This is a genomic window from Niabella pedocola, assembly GCF_021044425.1.
In the GTDB taxonomy this organism is placed as follows: Bacteria; Bacteroidota; Bacteroidia; order Chitinophagales; family Chitinophagaceae; genus Niabella; species Niabella pedocola.
This window is the reverse complement of record NZ_JAJNEC010000004.1, coordinates 563,173-582,390: the sequence shown is the minus strand read 5'-3', so window position 1 is coordinate 582,390 and position 19,218 is coordinate 563,173. Positions and strand designations below refer to the sequence as shown.

The window sequence follows — 19,218 nt, the reverse complement described above, 5'->3', positions numbered from 1 at the left end:
ACATTTTTTTTAAATAAAAACATCGATATGGATCATACAGGCAGCCGGCGCACTTTTATAAAAAATGCTACATTGGCCGGAGCCGGGATGGCGCTGGGTTTAAAGGCCCGTACATTAACGTTGCAACCGATACACGGGGATACCCCTGCAGGAAAAAGAATTGGTGTAATAGGGCTGGATACCGAGCACGGCCCGGCATTTGCCCGGTTATTAAATGCCCCCGATGCACCGGCAGCGCTGGGCGGATTTAAGATCGTAGCGGCCACCCCGAGAGGCAGTAAAGACATCCGCTCCAGCATCGACATGATCCCGCGGAATACGGAAGCGATAAAAGCCCAGGGAGTAGCGATCGTAAATTCGATCAGTGAATTAATACCGTTGGTTGACCTGGTTATGCTGGAGACCAATGACGGGCGCCTGCACCTGGAGCAGGCACTGCCTGTTTTCAGGGCCGGAAAGCCCATGTTTATCGACAAACCGATTGCCGCCTCTTTGAAGGATACGCTTTCCATTTACCGGGCTGCGGAAAAATACAAGGTTCCGGTGTTCTCTTCATCAACGCTTCGTTATATACCTTCCGTGCAGGAAATCGTTCAGGGAAAGATCGGAAAGGTGATCGCTGCAGATGTGTTTTCACCAACACCGGTTGAACCTACGCATCCGGATCTTTTCTGGTATGGCGTACACGGCGTGGAAATGTTATATACCTTACTGGGTGCAGATTGCAGAACGGTTGCGCGCACCTACACCCCCCTGTCGGATATGGTGGTGGGCATTTGGGATGATCAGCGGATCGGAACCCTGAGAGGGTTGCGCAATAATTCCTGGAGCTTTGGCGGCTATGTATATGGGGCGGGAGGGCAGCGTGCAACACTTGGCGATTTTACCGGTTATGCGCCACTGGTGTCTGCGATTATCGATTTTTTTAAAACCGGCCGATCTCCAGTGGCCAAAGAACAAACGATCGGGGCTATCGCTTTTATGGAAGCCGCAGAGATCAGCAAGCAAAAAAATGGTGCACAGATCCGCATCCGGGAGATCATGGAATCCGCAGAAAAAGAAAGCAGGAAACAACCGGTTTAATAAGCTTCGGGGCGGATGTTCAGGTATGACGTTTTATGTTTTGGGGTAGACCAGGTCCGGCCATTGTCACCGTCAAGGCGCCACATACGTGGTTCCTGTTTAGAATGGCTGCCTGTATTCTGGTTCGCATCATATAAAGTAGATTTTGCGCTGCGAAAGCCCCGGGAGCCGCAACGGCAGCATACCGTTACAATTAGATTCCACATGAGTTATTTTAAATAACCTCGTACTTTATAACAACAGCTTGTTCCGGGCGATAAGGCAGCCACCAACCAGGCCCGCTTTTTCTTCCAGTTCGGATAACACCAGTTGGGTATCCTGGCTTACAAGATTTAACGAGTATTTATTCAGGGCCGCTTTAACGGGAAGATAAATATAATCGCCGGTGGAAGCCAGGGGGCCGCCTAGGATTACCATTTCAACGTTCAGGATATTGATGAGCACAGCGATTCCTCTGCCAATTTTTTCCCCGATGGCCGCCAGCAGGTCAATAGACAGCATGTCTTCGTTTTTGGCAGCGTCGATGATATCGTTTAACCGGATATCTTTTTGAGAGCTGATACTGGATCTGATTCCCTCGACCATTTTTTCTTTAAACAGTCGCAATAATGCAATGCCCGAGGCTTCTGTTTCAAGGCATCCTTTTTTGCCGCAATGGCACATGATTTCGTTATTAAAGAATGGGATATGGCCGATCTCCCCGCTAAAACCGGATTTTCCGTAATATACCTGACCTTCGATCATAATGCCCAATCCAAGCCCGTAATCGAGGTTCATGAATAACACGTTCTTTTCATTGTTTACAATACCCTTATGAAACTCGCCGTAGGCCATGGCACGGGAGTCGTTCTCAATAAAACTTTTAATGCCCAGTTGTTTTTCAAGCACGGCACTCAGTGGCTGGTCATTAAAATGAAAATAGCTGTAACTAACGCCGCTATTGGTATTGATGCGGCCACCCAGGTTTACACAAAGCGACAGGATCTTATGCTTATCGATGTTTGCGGTTTTTATAAAATCCCTGACCAGTTTGATCAGGCTGTTCAGCGATGCCTCGTTGTTTTCAAGCAGGAATGGGGTTTTCATATTTGCTTTCCGGAGGTTCTTTTGAAAATCGAGCAGGCCAATGTTTACGTAGTATTGTTTTACGTCGATACCGATAAAGAAGCAGGAGTCTGCAACAAGACCATATGTACTGGCCGGCCGTCCGCCGGTTGAATCTACCTTGCCATAGTCACTGATCAATCCTTCGTCAATCAGTTCATTGATAAGACTGGTGGTTTTTGGAGTGCTGATGTTAATGGCCTGCGCCAGCTCAGCGATGATGGTTTCCCCATTTTTATCCAGGTAATTGATGATCTTTCTTTTCCGCGACTTGTTTTTGTAAGCCACTCCGGTGGATCGTTCATCAGAAAAAAAATCGTATTCCTTTTTCTTCTTCGCCATGGGTTGTTTCTGTTTCATTTTATACCTGCGTTTTAAAACGCGCCGTGATCGTTTATTCGGCTCCGGCGAATTGCAATTTATAAACGCCGGAACGATAGGCCCCACTGTCTCTTAACTGCTGCACCGGAGCCACCGTTTCAACATTTCTGCAGTATACGCGGTGGATCGCAAAAGCATCGGATCACACCTGGATGGATTCAATTTCTTCGAGTGAAACGCCCTTTGTTTCAAATATAAATTTATAAACAAATAGGAATGAAATGAAATTAAATAGGGCATACAGTCCAAACGTACCCGCACCGCCGAGCCGGGCTAACAGTATGGGAAAGGTAAGTGAAACCAGGAAGTTCATGCCCCAGTTGGCAAAAGTAGCAATAGAGCTGGCGGTACCGCGGATGCTGTTCGGAAAGATTTCGGCAATATATACCCAGATAGTGGCTCCCCAGGATACGGCAAAAAAAGCGATATACAGTAGAATAAGCACCAACACAAAATAATTGTTGAGGGTATTCCTGTAAAAGAGGATACTTAGCACTGCCATCGAAACGGCCATTGCCAATGATCCGAAAAGCATGAGTTTTTTTCGCCCCAGTTTATCGATAAACAAAAGCGCCAGCAGGGTAAATAGCAGGTTGATGATGCCGGTAAGCACTGTTTGAAACAGGATGCTGCTTCCGGTTTGCGTTTGTTCAAATATTTTAGGCGCATAGTAAAAGATAATATTGATGCCGGTAAGCTGGGCAATGCCCGCAAACGTGATCCCGATCAGCAGGCGCTTCCGGTTTTGGGGCGCAACAACTTCCTTCCAGTTTGTTTTTTGAGCACCAGAGCCGCTGATATGGTTTTTAACATGTTGTAATACGGCGTTGATTTCTTCCGCACGGTAAAATAACCGGAGGGTACGGATCGCCTTTGTTTCGTTATTGCGGGTGAGCAACCAGCGGGGGCTTTCGGGTACCGGCAGGAGGCCGATAAAGAAAATAATGGCAGGAATGATCTGTGCTTCAAACATCAGCCGCCAGTGATTGTCTGCGGCCGTATGAAACCAATCGCCGGCGATACGGGTGTTGGCGATGATCCAGTTGGAGGCGAAGGCCAGCAGGATACCCATCACAATCGTGATCTGTTGCATCATCGTAAGCCGCCCCCTTTCTTTGGCTGGAGCAATCTCTGAAATATAAATAGGACAGATCACCGACGCTATACCCACGGCAACACCTCCGATGATCCGGAAGAATACCAGCATTTGGGCGCTTTGGGACCGGCCCGAACCGATGGCACAGATCAGGAATAAAAGAGCGGAGAGGAGCAGCAGCGGCTTTCTGCCAAACCGGTCGGCCAGGTTCCCTACAAAGAGTGCGCCGATCACACAACCCACCAGGGCAGCACTAACCACCCATCCGAGCGTGGTTTCATCCAGGTGAAAGACCCGTTCCAGGTCGGTAAGTGTGCCGGAGATCACAGCCGTGTCAAAGCCAAAAAGCAGCCCTCCAAGGGCAACGGTAATACTGATCAAAAGGATATGTCGGTTCATATGGATGTTTTGTGCCCCGTTATAAAAGCCCGTTATCGTGCTGCAAATATGATTAATTAATAAAAAATTTTAAAAACTTTTCGTTATTATAAGGTAAAATGCAGTAGCTATTATACCGGGATACATGCGGCGCAGGCGGATGCGCTGACAGGGTGTAACCCGCTCTCGTGCTGCTTTCATTACGAATCATCATAGCGGTTTCAGTGACAATAGATCTGCTCCATATTTATAATTTTTTTTATAAATGAATGGAGACTATATTTATTTTTTTATTTGAAATAACGGTGGTGTGCCACCGGATCAGGTTGGGCTTGCGATAAGAACCGGTTAATAAAAGGCATGCCCGGCTGTTTATAAACCGCAAAAAGCCGGGACATAGAAACGCCGGTTGCCGGTACCATTGGCCTGCTCCGTTATCCTGGTGTATTGAAAAAGTGGCTTCCTCCGGATCAGGCGCAGTATAGTACGGATAAGCGCCCGTTGGCGCCGGGGGGCGGCAAAATCAACTATAAATAATAAGCAATGAACATTAACTGTATAAAGAAAATTGGAATCGCGCTGGGAATAGCCATACTGCCATCCGTGATGCAGGCGCAGCACTACCTGCCTCTGGCTTCTCCGCAAACGGATTACATAACAGACCTGGCCCTGATTTACCAGGGTGGGGTACATCGGCCGGACTGGTCTGCGGAACAGATAGCACCTTACGTGTACCGCCGGCAGGGGAGGAAGACCGATTTCTTGTTTGACGGGTTTCTCTTTATTGAGTTTAAGAACGGGAAGGGAAAAGACTATTCCATCGGCTATGAAAAAGAACATGGAGGCAAGGAGGAATGGTCCTGGCTGCTGGACCGGAATTTTGAACAGGGAAAGGCTATTCATGCACTCAATGATGTGCTTTCCGGCCTGGTAAAAAAAGGCATAAAACCGGTTCGTAAACGCAAGGTCGTGCTCACACTGCCGGAGCCGGTCCATAATCAAAAGGATTGGGGAATGTTGAACGGGGAAATGCTGAGTTTTGATAACGAGGAAAGCCGCTTCCAGGCCTGTAAATGGTATATCGATGATGCGCTGAACCGCTGGCGCAAAGCAGGACTGGATCAGCTGGAACTTGCCGGCTTTTACTGGGTAGCAGAGCAGAGTACCGGTGGCAAAACGTTACTGCCCCGTATTGCCGGATACATCCGTTCTCAACAAATGAAATTTTACTGGATTCCTTACTGGAAAGCAGAAGGACATGGCAACTGGAAGACGGCGGGTTTTGATGCGGCGTATCAACAGCCCAATCATTTCTTTAATGAAAAAGTACCAGACAGCCGTATTGACGAAGCCTGTGATTTTGCAAAACAGCATGGCATGGGGATGGAGCTGGAATTTGATATGCGTGTAGAGCGTCCTGCTTTTGAAAGACGGTTAACCGCATATATCGACGGGTTTCAAAAAAAGGACGTTCTTGATAACGGAGCGATGGCGTACTATGAGGGCGGAGATGGCATCATGAAGCTGGCGGGGCATAAGGATGCGCGGATGCAGGCACTGTATCAAAAGCTTGCAACAATCATTGCTGGACGCCAGCAAAAGGCAGATGCCTACTATAAACGCCGCAAAGGCGGTAAACGGGAATAAGCGCAAGGGGGCAGTCAGCGATCAGCCATTAGCCATCAGCTATCGGCTATCAGACATCGGCCATCAGGATCCTTCGTTGCCGGGTTTTAAATTTCAAAAAGGATAAAGCCGATCAAATAATTAAGAACATCCGCATAGCGTCCTTGCGGATGCATAGCACACCTTGCGTTAAAGAAATCTTGAATCATGCACAGCAGCGGCAAGCAACCAACCGTTCGTTATCAGAATGATTGCTGCTCGCTATTTTTTTTCCATCCTGCATAAAACAAAACATCCCTTGTTCCGTCCGCAGAATATGCTTATTTTAGTACCCTCAAAAATGATTGTTTGAAATGAGTGATGCGCTTCCTGCTGGCCCTGATTTTTTTTGCGGATTGCTGCGGATCATTAAAAATAAAAATTAAACAGATGAAATCTTGCCGCTTTTTAGCATTACTATGCCTTGTCCTTACGATTGGTTGGTCAACACCGATATGCGCCGAAGTAAAACTGCCGGCCGTTATCAGCAGTAACATGGTATTGCAGCAAAAAGCAACACCTGCGCTTTGGGGAACAGCCACCGCCGGCAAAACCGTTACCGTGCAAACCTCATGGGACAAAAGAACCTACCAGGCAAAAACCGATGATAACGGTAACTGGAGCGTACATGTGAAGACCGGTGCTTATGGCGGCCCCTATACGATCACCATTGCGGAAGACCAAACCGTTACGCTGGAAAATGTACTCATCGGCGATGTCTGGTTGTGCTCCGGTCAATCCAATATGGAAATGCCGCTGGCCGGCTGGGGAAAGATTTTAAATTATGAAGCGGAGATCGCCAGGGCCAATTTTCCATCCATCCGGTTATTACAAGCCACGCACGTTACCGCAAACCAACCTCAAAATGCACTATCGGTTCGCAATAGCGGATGGGATGTTTGCACGCCCGCAACAGTAGCGGAGTTTTCTTCCGTGGCCTATTTTTTCGCCCGGGAAATCTATGAGAAAACAAAGATCCCTATCGGGCTTATCCATAGCTCCTGGGGGGGCACCATCGCAGAGGCCTGGACCAGTTATGAAACCTTGCAGCAACTTCCCGATTTCGCTGCAGCTGCTCAAAAAATTAAAGCAACGCCAAAGACAGACCGGCCCACGTTTGAGCGACAGATGGCTGAATGGAATGAAAAAAAACAGGCAGCAGACAAAGGCATCCAAAACGGAGTTGCCCTTTGGGCCGCTGGGGATCTGAATACGGCAGACTGGAAAACCATGCCGGTACCCGGGCTGGTGGAAGATAACGGCTTACCGGGGTTCGACGGAGTGATCTGGTTTAAACGCAAATGCAGCATTCCCGATAACTGGCCGTCGTCTGATCTTACATTAAATCTTGGCCCCATAGATGACGATGATATTACCTATTTTAACGGAGTGCAGATCGGTGCCACCAATGGGTGGAATAAGGAACGGGTGTATACGATTCCTGCGCGATTGATAAAAAAAGGAACAAACGATCTTACCGTTCGGGTATCGGACAACAGTAATGGCGGCGGCATCTACGGAACTCCTGCGCAGCTGTTTATAAAAAACGCTGCAGGGCAAAAAATAGAACTCCCGGGAAGCTGGTTATACAAGGTGCCGTATACATTAAAAGAGCTGCCGCCGGCGCCTGAAAATCCGGAGAATCCCAACCGGCCAACAGTGCTTTATAACGCCATGATCAATCCGGTCATTAACTACACCATCAAAGGCGCCATCTGGTACCAGGGAGAATCCAACGCCGGCAGGGCCTATCAATACAGGGAATTGTTTCCGGCCATGATCAAAGACTGGCGGTCGAAATTTTCATCGGGCAACTTCCCGTTCTATTTTGTACAGCTGGCCAACTTTATGAAACGGGCCGATCAGCCGGGGTCTTCTGCATGGGCCGAGCTGAGGGAGGCGCAGTTGATGACCACACAACTTGCAAATACCGGTATGGCTACCATCATTGATATCGGTGATGCCAAAGACATTCATCCGAAAAATAAACAGGAAGTAGGACGCCGGCTGGCCCTGATTGCGCTGAACAGGGATTATAAAAAGACCATTGAATATTCCGGACCGCGTTACAGAACGCAAAAGATAACGGGCGACAGGATCGTGCTGACCTTTGATCATGCTGCAGGAATGAAGGCCGGCGAAGGTAAACTCACCGGTTTTGCTGTTGCCGGTGCCGACCAGAAATTTTACTGGGCAGATGCCACCATCAACGGATCCACTATAACGGTAAAGGCTCCGGAGGTAAAACAACCGGTAGCGGTGCGCTATGCCTGGGCCGATAACCCGGACGCAAACCTGGTGAATGGAGCCGGTTTGCCTGCTTCACCCTTCCGCACGGATCAATGGGATGGGGTTACAAAAAAGACAAAATGAGTGGCCGGCTCAGTATTTCATGTTTAAGGTTCGGCGGTTCGGGTGCTTAATGCCGGTACCCGACACCCGATTTCGAATTTTAAGCTGATCGCTGAAGGCTGAATTCTGAGTTCTCAATTCTCGCCGCTCGAATCTCATAATACAACTAAAAATGCTTATTTTGTATGGAGATTTAAAATCCTGTTTATGAATAAGCATATCAACTCCTGGTACAGCCCATCCCTTCAAAAGGAAATGCCGATCGTTTCTTATGGTCATTTTGGTACCGTGTTATTGCTGGTGCCCACAGCGGGGGCAGATTACCTGGAGTACGAGCGGTTTCAGCTGATCGACAGCCTGGCACCGTTCATCAATGAAGGCGAGCTGAAAGTGTATTCGATTGACAGTGTGAACAACGAAAGCTGGCTGAATAAAAACATGAATAACTGGGACAAAGCGCAGCGGCATGAGCAATGGAATGCCTATGTGTACAATGAAGTGATTCCATATATAAAAACAACGTCTGGTGATGATACGCCGATATTTATCAGCGGAGCTTCCTTCGGCGCGCTGCACAGTATGAACCTGTTCTTAAAACGTCCGGACCTGCTGGCCGGTGTGATTGCGATGAGCGGTGTATATGATCTTACCTATTATACCGATGGATTCATCAATGATACGGTATACTATAACAGTCCCTGGCATTATATGCCCAACCTTACCGATCATGGGATCCTGGAACAGATCCGGAAAAGTCCGCATATCCATATTCTAACAGGTGCCGGTGCATATGAGGATCCCAAAGCCGGGGGCGAGTTTGCAAAGCTCCTTTATGATAAAGGCATCTATTACGAATTTGACAACTGGGGAGAAAATTATAAACACGACTGGCCAACCTGGAGGGAGATGCTGCCGCACTATATCGGCACCCGGTTTTAAAAGGCATGTTCTGTTCCTGGTTCAACGTTTAAAGTTTTACGTTAGATCCTGTGCATGTCTGGTGTGAGACGCTCAATTTCCGGATTTTATGGGGTTTCTGCAGTGATGAGATGAAGGAGCAGGAATGAGATCATTACGTTTAGATGCTTTACTTCCACCGGGCCCGGATGTAATCAACAAATGACACTGAAAACTGATTGCTGCAACCTAAACGCTAAGGCTATCCCGTATCTTCAAGTTACCGGGCAGGAATAAATTCTTTTAAAAGCGCATCAAACGTGTTGCCATCGATCATGCGCGCTCCCATACTTTCCAGGTATTCTGAATAGACCTGGCAATCGATCAGCGCGACCTGTTCATTTTTCAGGTGCGCTACATACCGGTCAAATGCGTAGCGGGAGGCATTGCTGACAAGGCTGAACATACTTTCTCCAAAAAATACACGGCCCAGCCGGATACCATAAAGGCCGCCTACCAATACGCCTTCCTGCCATACTTCCGCACTGTGTGCGTATCCCTGCAGGTGAAGGGTATGATAAGCCGCCACGATTGCTTCGGTGATCCAGGTGCCCTCCTGGTTGCTGCGCTTTACCTGCTGGCAATGACGGATCACGGCTTCAAATGCCGTATTCATGGTAAATTGAAAGGCGTTCTTGTTGATGAGCGAACGCACGGTTTTACTGCGCCGGAATTCATCCGGGAATAATACAAAGCGCGGATCGGGGCTCCACCAAAGAATGGGAGCGGTTTCATACCAGGGAAAAATACCGAAGGCATAGGCCAGCAAAAGCCGTTGCGGACTGAGGTCGCCGCCGATGGCCAGCAAACCATCCTTTTCCGCCAGGTGCGCCGGCGGAAAATAAAGTTCGTCTGACAACGCAAAAATAGCCATGGAATGAGGTAGTGGTGTTGATTAGGATACCAGCTCTTCTATCGTAGCCGAAATACCACGCTCGAGGATGGCGTTGCACATCGGTTCAAGGTCTTCGTACATGCCCTCCTTTACGGAGTATTTACCTTTGAAGTGAATGATATAGGAACACTGCTCGGCCTGTTCATAACTATGCCCGCAAACCTCCATCAGGGTTTCGATCACCCATTCAAAAGTGTTTACTTCATCATTCCATACGATCAGTTGCCAGGAAGCGGCTTCTGCCGTGAGGACGTCGGTTGCTACCTCTGTTTTTGTAAACGGGTTGGTTCCGGAAAAACTCATGATGCAAAGATAAATCATTCCGGATAAATCCTCCTGCAGCGGTGTTGCTGATCGTTTCGCCGCCAAAAGGTAAACGCCTTTTTGATTTCGGAAAGCGCCGCCGGGCCGGAGGGCGATGTGGTGCCGCGGGTGCGTTCAATAGCCATATGGCGACACCCGCCTGTTTTTATTGCATACGGATCTTCCTGCATGGATTTTTTTCTGGGTTTCAGCATCTTAGCAACGGAGAATAGCGTTACAGGAATAAGGCGGTCTTTTTATTAAAATGAAAAACGGGAACAGCTGTTTGTATGGCGCTGCGCCGTCAAATGGAACAGATTTTTTATTGAAAAAAATCTAAAAAAATGAAGAAAGAGTGGGTATGTATTAAACACACAATACCGTTTATATAATTGTAGAAAAAATAACAGGGAATTTAAATTTAAAACGATACTTTTATGGCTATTAAATGATTGTTTATTTTTTCACTAACGATTTTTAGATTTTTTTAAAAACAGTTTAATGGCAGAAAATAATACTTACGATGCGATCGTCATCGGCAGCGGAGTTTCCGGAGGGTGGGCTGCAAAAGAACTTACAGAAAAAGGATTGAAGGTCATCATGCTGGAACGCGGTAAAAACATCGAGCATGTAAAAGACTATGTCAATGCCGGTAAGGCGCCCTGGGAGCTTCCGCACAGGGGAAGCAAAACCCAGGAAATGATCAAGGATCATCCGGTGCTGAACCGCGATTATCCGCTGAATGAAACCAATCTCGACTGGTGGGTAGATGAAAAAGAATCGCCCTATACCGAGGTGAAACGTTTCGATTGGTTCCGCGGGTATCATGTGGGAGGACGTTCGCTGTTATGGGGGCGCCAGAGTTATCGTTGGGCCGACCTGGATTTTGAAGCCAATGCTAAAGAAGGGGTTGCTGTTGACTGGCCGGTGCGTTATAAAGATGTAGCGCCCTGGTACGATTATGTGGAAAAATTTGCGGGGATCAGTGGTAACAGGGATGGCATCCCGCATTTGCCGGACGGGCAGTTTCTGCCACCGATGGATATGACGATCGTTGAAAAAGACATCGCATCCCGCATCAAAGATATTTATAAAGGACAGCGGCATATGATCATCGGACGGGTGGCCAATATTACGCAGCCGTTGCCCGGCCGTACCAACTGCCAGTACCGGAATAAATGCTGGCTGGGTTGCCCCTACGGCGGCTATTTCAGCACGCAGTCTTCTACCTTGCCGGCTGCAATGAAAACCGGTAATCTTACCCTCCGGCCCTGGAGCATTGTAACGAAGATTTTATATGATAAAGACAAAAAACGGGCAACCGGTGTAGAGGTGCTGGATGCAGAAACCAATAAGACCTATGTATACAATGCAAAGATCGTTTTCCTGAATGCGTCTACATTAAACAGTACCTGGATCCTGATGAACTCTGCCACCGATATCTGGCCCGGCGGATTGGGCAGTGCCAGTGGAGAGCTGGGGCATAACCTGATGGATCACCACCTGGGTGTGGGTGCTGCCGGCCGTGTGGAAGGATTTGAAGATAAATATATATTCGGGCGCAGAGCCAATGGAATTTATATACCGCGTTTCCGGAACATGAATGGCGACAAACGCGATTATTTGCGCGGCTTTGGTTACCAGGGCGGTGGCGGAAGAGGCCGGGGTAACGCGTCTGCAGAAGAGCAAACCATTGGTGTGGCCCTGAAAGAATCCTTAACGGAGCCAGGTTCCTGGACGATGAACATCGGAGGTTTTGGAGAAATTCTTCCTTACCACGAAAACCAGGTAACACTGGATAAAAATACCAAAGACAAGTGGGGGCTGAATGTATTAGCGATTGATGCGGAATGGAAAGACAATGAGCGGAAAATGCGGGTCGATATGAAGAATGATGCCATTGAGATGCTGGAAAAAGCGGGCGTAAAAGATGTAAAAGGAAGGGAGGGTGACGGTACCATCGGTCGTGGAATCCATGAAATGGGAACAGCGCGTATGGGCGCGGATCCGAAAACATCCGTGGTAAATAAATGGAACCAGGTTTGGGATGCGCCCAACGTATTTGTAACCGACGGTTCTTTTATGACTTCTGCAAATTGCGTGAACCCGTCATTGACCTATATGGCCTTTACCGCCCGGGCTGTAGACTATGCCGTAAATGAATTGAAAAAACAAAATCTTTAATCATAGAATCTGCAAGAAGTCACAAACCTTGCGGGTTTTTAAACTACAGATAAATGAACAGAAGAGAAGCTTTATCACGCGTTGGTATCTTGTTAGGGGGTACCGTTATTGGCGCTGAAGTTTTTTTGTCGGGTTGTAAAAATGCCGCCATCAAGGCCGGTACCTTTTCACCGGAGATCGTTGCATTGCTGGATGAAGTTGGAGAAACGATCATTCCCACCACACCGGATTCTCCGGGTGCAAAGGCGGCGCAGATCGGTAATTTTATGAAAACGATTGTAACGGACTGCTACCGCGAAAACGAACAGAAGGCATTTCATGAGGGCGTCGGCAAGTTGCAGGAAGCCTGCGAGGCAAAATATAAAAAAGGCTTCAACGACCTGTCTGCAACCGAAAAGACGGCCTTCCTGACGGAACTGGATAAAGAGGCAAAGGCATTTTCAAAAACGGATGCATATAAAAAAGAAAAAGAGGCCTTCGATGCCAAGCAGGACGAATGGGTTAAAGCAGAAGAAGCCAAGAAAAATTTTGGTGCGGTGAAGTTAAAGCAAAGTTATCCGCCGCATTATTTTACCATGCTTAAGCAATTGACTCTTTGGGGATACTTTACTTCCAAGCCCGGCGCAGAGCAGGCGTTGCGTTATATTGAAACCCCCGGGAAATTTGATGGTGCCTATCCCTACAAAAAAGGAGATAAGGCCTGGGCGCTGTAAACATGCGGGCAAAACAGGATTGCTTCAATACTGTTTTATACATTATTTGCCGCAGATTCGCTAATGATTACATGGTGCAGCGGCACAGTCAGCGAATCTGCGGCTATTTATTTTTAATTGACATATTCTAAATTTTTAACATGGATATTAACCGGAAAGAATTTTTAAAGAGAACATCTGTTTTAGCTGCCGGAGTTTTGGCTGGCCCTTCATTGATTGCCGGAACCGGAAAGCCTAAAACCTATCCCATTTCGCTGGCAGAATGGTCGCTGCATCGCGCTTTGCAAAAAAAGCAGATCACCAACCTGGACTTTCCCCGGATCGCGAAAAAGGAATTTGGGATTTCAATTGTGGAATATGTAAACCAGTTTTTTAAAGACAAGGCAGAGGATACTGCTTACCTGAACCAGCTGCTTGCTGTATGTAAAGACAACGGTGTAACCAATCATCTGATCATGTGCGATGGAGAAGGCGAACTGGGGAATACCAACGATGCCGAACGGAAAAAAGCTGTAGAGAACCATTATAAATGGGTACACGCTGCTAAACACCTGGGATGTAAAACCATCCGGGTAAATGCGGCCGGCAACGGTACCGCAGAAGAAGTGGCGAAAGCCGCCGTGGACGGGCTGGGCCGGTTGGGAGAATACGCCGCAAAGGAAAAAATAAACGTGATCGTGGAAAATCACGGGGGCTATTCCTCCGATGGGAAATGGCTGAGCGGCGTAATGAAAGCGGTTGGTAAAAAAACGGTGGGCACGCTTCCTGATTTTGGCAACTTCTGCCTGAAGCGCGGCGAAAACTGGAAATGCATTGAAGAATATGATCGTTATCTGGGAGTAAAGGAGCTGCTGCCTTTTGCAAAAGGGGTAAGCGCTAAATCGTACGATTTTGATGCCAATGGAAATTGTATCGAAACCGATTATAAGCGGATTTTTGATATTATGAAAACATCCGGGTTTTCGGGCATTGTAGGAATTGAGTACGAGGGGAACGAACTGGGCGAATATGACGGAATCCGGGCAACACTGGCCTTGCTGAAAAAAGTAATGGGCGTTTCCTGACCGGAACCGGGAGATACAAAAGATAAGGAGCGGGTGTTTTTAATACGGCCGCTCCTTATCTTTTTGAGAAAAAACAGATCAGGTTGAATGTACAAGGATCGGTTATCAGGTCATTAAAACGGTGTTTTGATATAACCGAGGCCTTGTTAACAGGGGTGAAGCCAGATATTTTATTCCTCATACGGAATATTTAGTTACTTTTATAACGGTCACATTATGCCATAGCGATCTATAAGCTACCTTATATTGGTTGCATCTGCTTAGGTAACATTTTTTACAATTGAATATAGCGTTACAATCCTTTTTAAAATGATGAGAATTACTTCGATTTTTTTTTTAGCACTTCTGGCAATCGGTCACATTGAATGCACTACATATGCATCGTCTGTTGCCGGTGCACCTGATAAGCCGGCAATTATTACCGGTGCCGACCAGACCGGAAAATATTTGTCTTATCTAAAAGGGAAACGGATTGGCCTGGTGGCAAATCAAAGTTCCATAATTGGTAAAACAAGCAGTGTAGACAGTTTATTAAGTCTTGGAATTAAAATTGTAAAAGTATTTGGCCCCGAGCATGGCTTTAGGGGCAATGCCAGCAATGGAGCGGTGGTGGGCGATGAAAAAGATGCTAAAACGGGCATCCCTATCATTTCATTATATGGTAGGAACGAGAAGCCGACCAAAGAACAGCTGGCAGATATCGACCTAATGGTTTTTGATATTCAGGATGTGGGCTGCCGTTATTATACAAATATCAATACGCTTGAATATGTGATGGAGGCCTGTGCCGAAAACGATAAAGAACTGCTCATTCTCGACCGGCCAAATCCTAACGGGTATGTAGTAGACGGCCCGGTGATGACGGATGATCGGTTTAAATCGGCCATTGGGATACATTATACACCGATGACCCATGGTATGACAATAGGAGAGTTTGCACAATATCTGAACGGCGAGGGCTATCTTAAAAAACCATGTAAGATCACGATTATAAAAGTTGCTAATTATAACCATCGCATGTCTTACGTACTACCGGTACATCCCTCACCCAATTTAAATACACAGCAGGCTGTAATGCTTTTTCCCAGTCTGTGTATGTTTGAAGGCACCGCTATTAATGAAGGCCGGGGAACGTATATGCCATTTACCATATTAGGGGCGCCTGCGTTGAAAGACAAATATTCATTTTCGTACAAGCCGGTAAGTATTCCCGGGATGAGTGAGCGACCCAATCATAAGGACGCTGTTTGTTATGGTCTTGACCTTCGCAATTATCCTGTTAGCAAGCTTCGGCAAAGCCGCCAGATTAATTTATCATGGGTCATTGAACTATACAAGGCCTATCCGGATAAAGCCCGTTTCTTCAGTCCCGGAAGAGCGAACCAGGACATATCGGCTTTTGATCTGCGCATAGGTACCGATCAGTTAAGAAAACAGATCATTGCGGGAGTATCAGAAGCGGATATTCGAAAAAGCTGGGAACCCGGATTGCGGAAATTTAAGGCCATACGGGCAAAGTATCTTTTATATCCGGATTAATGAATGATTTTTCAATATAGGAAGGAACGCATATCTTAAAAGGTCCGTTGTTCCGCTGTTACAGCCAAAAGACGGCTGCTGCCGGCAATCCGGCATACGGATAAAAATAGACAACCCGGAATGGGTATGGAAAAAGAAATGTTTCGGGTTCATCATATGACATCCGGGCCGTCCTGAATGACCTGTTCTAACTGATAAGAAAACATGAAAAAAATAGCTGCTTTGCTCTTATTGTCTTTCCTTAACAGTGCCGACGCATTTTGCCAGGGTGTTATCAGGCAATTGAAAGGACGTATTGTTGATGCGCATAAAGCCCCGGTACATGCGGCCGGTATTCGTGTTCTAAATAAGGATGGTACGGCTGTTTTAAATGCTTCCACTGACCGCTTCGGGTATTTTAATTTTTCTGATTCACTGGGGCTCGGCTCCATTTTGGTTGTATCGTATTCCGGGTACAACGATTATCAATTGGAATTGACTGGCACTGCCGATAAGGACTTTGGCCTGATTGAACTGGCCGCTGCCTCTAAGATCCGGCTTACGGATAAGGTGTTACAGGGAAGGGTTGTAAATGAGAAAAAGGCTGGATTGCCATTTGCGAATATTGCCTTAAAGGACGGGAATGATAAAAGCGTGTTCCAGACGCATACTGATAGCCTGGGGCAATTTAAGCTGCCTTACGCTGTTGCCGGGAGGTATGTGTTAGAAGTGTCTTATTCGGGATATAAAGACTTTAGATCCGCATCATTCGCGCTCCAGAATAAAGATTTCGGAACGATAGCGCTGGCGTTGTTGCCCCAAACCTTACAGGAAGTGGTTGTTAAAAATGAAGCAGCACTGATAACCGTTGAACCGAACGCTATTGTTTACAACGTAGCAAAAAGCATCGATGCCCAGGGGGTCAGCGCATTTGAGGCGTTGAAAAAGGCACCCGGCGTTTATATTGACAACGATAGAACGATATTGTTAAATGGTAAAGCGGGTGTAATTATTTTGATCGATGGCAAGCAAACCTATCTGTCGGGGGCAGCATTGATCGACCTTCTGAAATCTATGCCGTCGTCCGGTATTAAATCTTTCGAAATGATCAATAGCCCGGATGCAAAGTATGATGCATCCGGTGCAGCGGGTATGATCAATATCAAGACCACGAAATCAAAAATCAGAGGTTTCAACGGAACATTAACCAGTGGACTTAACTACGGCGCCACATTAAAACATGTTCAGGACCTTTCATTTAATTATAGAAAAAAACAGGTTAATATATTTGGTAGCTATAATCATTTTTTAGGATACCGGACCTATGTCTACGATTCATACCGGATCCAGGAAGGGAATTTGTTTGACAGTCATACGGATGATACCGATAAACGCATGAATATGGGACTCCGTTTGGGAGGCGACTATGAAATCAACAAAAAGAACACTGTAGGTATATTATTGAATGCCTCCTCAATTTTTGGAGGAGGGCTAACCCAAACCAAAACAAATATCGGCCATGGAACGGCTACCGCAGTTGACCAGGTTTTGAACGCCGAAAACGACTATTACTATCAAAAAACCATGCGGTATACGGCCAATGTAAATTATAAATATGAAGATTCCCTGGGGCGTACCGTTAATTTCGATCTGGATTACGGTACATTTGATAAGGGGAATGCTAACCGGCAATCAAATATTTATTCCCAACAAAACAGTGTTGTACGGAAAAATCTTTATCGCTCGTTAAATGATATTGATATGGATCTTAAAGGATTCCGGTTCGATTATGCGACAAACCTGTTTAAGGGGAAATTTGAGACCGGGGCCAAATATGCAAATATTGTATCTGATAATGATGCGCAGTTTTATCACCAGTTGCCAACCGGCGATAGTGTGGATGACCAGAGAACCAGTACTTTTAAATATACGGAGCGGGTTACCGCGGCCTATATCAATTATAAAAAGACACTCGGCAAATGGGATTTTCAGGCGGGCGTGCGCATGGAAAATACGATGTCCGGCGGAGTATTAAACTATCAGCTCAATGATATTGAAAAGGAAGAGAAGACCCCGAGAAATTATACCGATTTCTTCCCCTCCTTTAGTGTATCGGTTAAGGCAAATAAAAACTCCGGAGTCTCTCTTGCGTATTCCAGGCGCATTGATCGTCCTGCTTACCCGGATCTGAACCCGTTTGTTTATTTGTTGGATGATGTTTCGTACTGGCAGGGAAATCCCGGGCTCCTTCCTCAAATGACACACAGGGCAACCCTGCAATATGTGTATAAAAGCGCAACCATTGTTGGACTTACCTATGCTTATACCGACCAATACAGTGCCCGGGTAAATGATGGTATTCCCGGTAGTTCGGTAGTTATTTTCAGACCGTTAAATCTGGGGGTTCAAAAAAATATGGCGCTGTCCCTCACGCAAAACAAAGCGGTGAATAAATGGTGGGAGCTAAACTTTAACAGCACGGTTTACCAGGTTCATAACATCGTAGCGTTCGACCAGTTCAGAAATTTCAATCTGAAACAAATGGCTGCGCGGATGAATCTGCAACAGACATTTAAACTGTCTTCCAAACTTACAGCAGAAGTTTCTGGATTTTTTAACAGCAAAAGGCTGATCGGGGCAAATGAAATAGCCCGCGGAAATAGCCAGGTTGATATCGGCCTTCAACAAAAGCTGATGAATGAAAAAGCCACAATAAGACTGGTGGCTACAGATATTTATAAGGGAAATCAGTTGAGGTCTGTGCAGCAATATGAGGGGTTTTATTTAAGAAATTACGGATATTATGAATCACGCCAGCTGCGGCTTAACTTTACTTACAGGTTTACGAATGGTTCAATGAAAGGTCCGCGAAGCAGGAGTTCATCCCTGGAAAATGAAAATAGCAGGGCCCGGTAAATATGAAGTTGAAGCAGGAACAAAGGGCATTACATTGATGAATAGAAATGGTCATCATTGATAGCATATGAAAAACCAACAAAAAATGATACGAACACTTGTAAATAAGAAACAATGATTTTAGGCAGGGACCTTTTTATAAGAGCGGCAACAGCAACGGATATGGAAACGCTTTTGGAATTTGAGCAAAAGATCATAGAGGCCGAGCGGCCGTTTGATGATTCTTTAAAAGCGGGCATCATTCATTATTATGATCTTCTTGAATTGATCCGGTCGCCGGCGGCCACCGTGCTACTTGCCGTTACAGGAAACGAAATCATCGGTTCCGGTTATGCAAAAATAGTACCGGCAAAACCCTATCAGCAATACCAGGAATATGCTTACCTGGGGTTTATGTATGTAAAGCCGGCTTTCCGGGGTATGGGAGTAAATCAACGCATCATACAAAAGCTGCTTGAATGGGCTAAAGGGCAAGGGCTAACCGAGGCGCGCCTGGATGTTTACGAGGAAAATGAAGCCGCAAAAAGATCCTACCAAAAAATCGGCTTCCGTGCCAATTTGCTGGAGATGCGACTACCCTTATAATCAACCGGCACTGTGCGGCCTGAA

At 46.5% G+C, this 19,218-nt stretch carries 14 protein-coding genes; 10 read left to right on the top strand and 4 right to left on the bottom strand.

What is annotated here, in order from left to right:
- Window positions 1-27 precede the first annotated feature (27 nt).
- A complete protein-coding gene (locus LQ567_RS06380; RefSeq protein ID WP_231003326.1) occupies window positions 28-1,083 on the top strand; it encodes a Gfo/Idh/MocA family protein in 1,056 nt (351 codons plus the stop codon).
- A 231-nt stretch (window positions 1,084-1,314) separates the two neighbouring features.
- Here LQ567_RS06380 and LQ567_RS06375 read toward each other — a convergent pair whose 3' ends face one another.
- Both LQ567_RS06375 and LQ567_RS06370 read right to left on the bottom strand, forming a co-directional pair.
- A complete protein-coding gene (locus LQ567_RS06375) occupies window positions 1,315-2,547 on the bottom strand; it encodes an ROK family transcriptional regulator (RefSeq protein WP_231003324.1) in 1,233 nt (410 codons plus the stop codon).
- Window positions 2,548-2,710: 163 nt separating this feature from the next.
- The gene (locus LQ567_RS06370) at window positions 2,711-4,063 is read right to left on the bottom strand and encodes a sugar porter family MFS transporter (RefSeq protein WP_231003322.1); all 1,353 of its coding nucleotides are present in this window, start codon (window positions 4,061-4,063) and stop codon (window positions 2,711-2,713) included.
- Window positions 4,064-4,585: 522 nt separating this feature from the next.
- Here LQ567_RS06370 and LQ567_RS06365 point away from each other — a divergent pair.
- From LQ567_RS06365 to LQ567_RS06355, 3 genes are all read left to right on the top strand, one after another.
- Window positions 4,586-5,689 (top strand): DUF4855 domain-containing protein, encoded by a 1,104-nt coding sequence (locus LQ567_RS06365; RefSeq protein ID WP_231003320.1) that lies wholly within the window; start codon window positions 4,586-4,588, stop codon window positions 5,687-5,689.
- 408 nt (window positions 5,690-6,097) lie between these two features.
- Entirely contained in the window at window positions 6,098-8,080 is a 1,983-nt protein-coding gene (locus LQ567_RS06360; RefSeq protein WP_231003318.1) for a sialate O-acetylesterase, read from the top strand.
- Window positions 8,081-8,266: 186 nt separating this feature from the next.
- Complete coding sequence (locus LQ567_RS06355) at window positions 8,267-8,998, top strand: esterase family protein (protein WP_231003317.1); 732 nt, start codon at window positions 8,267-8,269, stop codon at window positions 8,996-8,998.
- A 238-nt stretch (window positions 8,999-9,236) separates the two neighbouring features.
- Here the strand turns inward: LQ567_RS06355 and aat are convergent, their stop codons facing one another.
- Together aat and LQ567_RS06345 are read right to left on the bottom strand one after the other, a co-directional pair.
- Window positions 9,237-9,890: a leucyl/phenylalanyl-tRNA--protein transferase gene (aat, locus tag LQ567_RS06350; RefSeq protein WP_231003314.1), complete on the bottom strand. Its 654-nt coding sequence runs from the start codon at window positions 9,888-9,890 to the stop codon at window positions 9,237-9,239.
- A gap of 21 nt (window positions 9,891-9,911) precedes the next feature.
- On the bottom strand, window positions 9,912-10,214 hold the full coding sequence (locus LQ567_RS06345) for an ATP-dependent Clp protease adaptor ClpS (RefSeq protein WP_231003312.1): 303 nt from the start codon (window positions 10,212-10,214) through the stop codon (window positions 9,912-9,914).
- Window positions 10,215-10,715: 501 nt separating this feature from the next.
- On the opposite strand from LQ567_RS06345, the gene LQ567_RS06340 reads away from it, so the two are divergent.
- The 6 genes from LQ567_RS06340 to LQ567_RS06315 all read left to right on the top strand — a co-directional run bounded on the left by LQ567_RS06340 (window position 10,716) and on the right by LQ567_RS06315 (window position 19,194).
- Window positions 10,716-12,398 (top strand): GMC oxidoreductase, encoded by a 1,683-nt coding sequence (locus LQ567_RS06340; RefSeq protein WP_231003310.1) that lies wholly within the window; start codon window positions 10,716-10,718, stop codon window positions 12,396-12,398.
- 53 nt (window positions 12,399-12,451) lie between these two features.
- Window positions 12,452-13,111: a gluconate 2-dehydrogenase subunit 3 family protein gene (locus LQ567_RS06335; protein ID WP_231003308.1), complete on the top strand. Its 660-nt coding sequence runs from the start codon at window positions 12,452-12,454 to the stop codon at window positions 13,109-13,111.
- Window positions 13,112-13,251: 140 nt separating this feature from the next.
- On the top strand, window positions 13,252-14,175 hold the full coding sequence (locus tag LQ567_RS06330) for a sugar phosphate isomerase/epimerase family protein (protein WP_231003307.1): 924 nt from the start codon (window positions 13,252-13,254) through the stop codon (window positions 14,173-14,175).
- Window positions 14,176-14,484: 309 nt separating this feature from the next.
- Entirely contained in the window at window positions 14,485-15,714 is a 1,230-nt protein-coding gene (locus LQ567_RS06325) for an exo-beta-N-acetylmuramidase NamZ family protein (protein WP_231003305.1), read from the top strand.
- A 204-nt stretch (window positions 15,715-15,918) separates the two neighbouring features.
- On the top strand, window positions 15,919-18,609 hold the full coding sequence (locus tag LQ567_RS06320; RefSeq protein WP_231003303.1) for an outer membrane beta-barrel protein: 2,691 nt from the start codon (window positions 15,919-15,921) through the stop codon (window positions 18,607-18,609).
- A gap of 114 nt (window positions 18,610-18,723) precedes the next feature.
- Window positions 18,724-19,194 (top strand): GNAT family N-acetyltransferase, encoded by a 471-nt coding sequence (locus LQ567_RS06315; protein WP_231003301.1) that lies wholly within the window; start codon window positions 18,724-18,726, stop codon window positions 19,192-19,194.
- Window positions 19,195-19,218 lie beyond the last annotated feature (24 nt).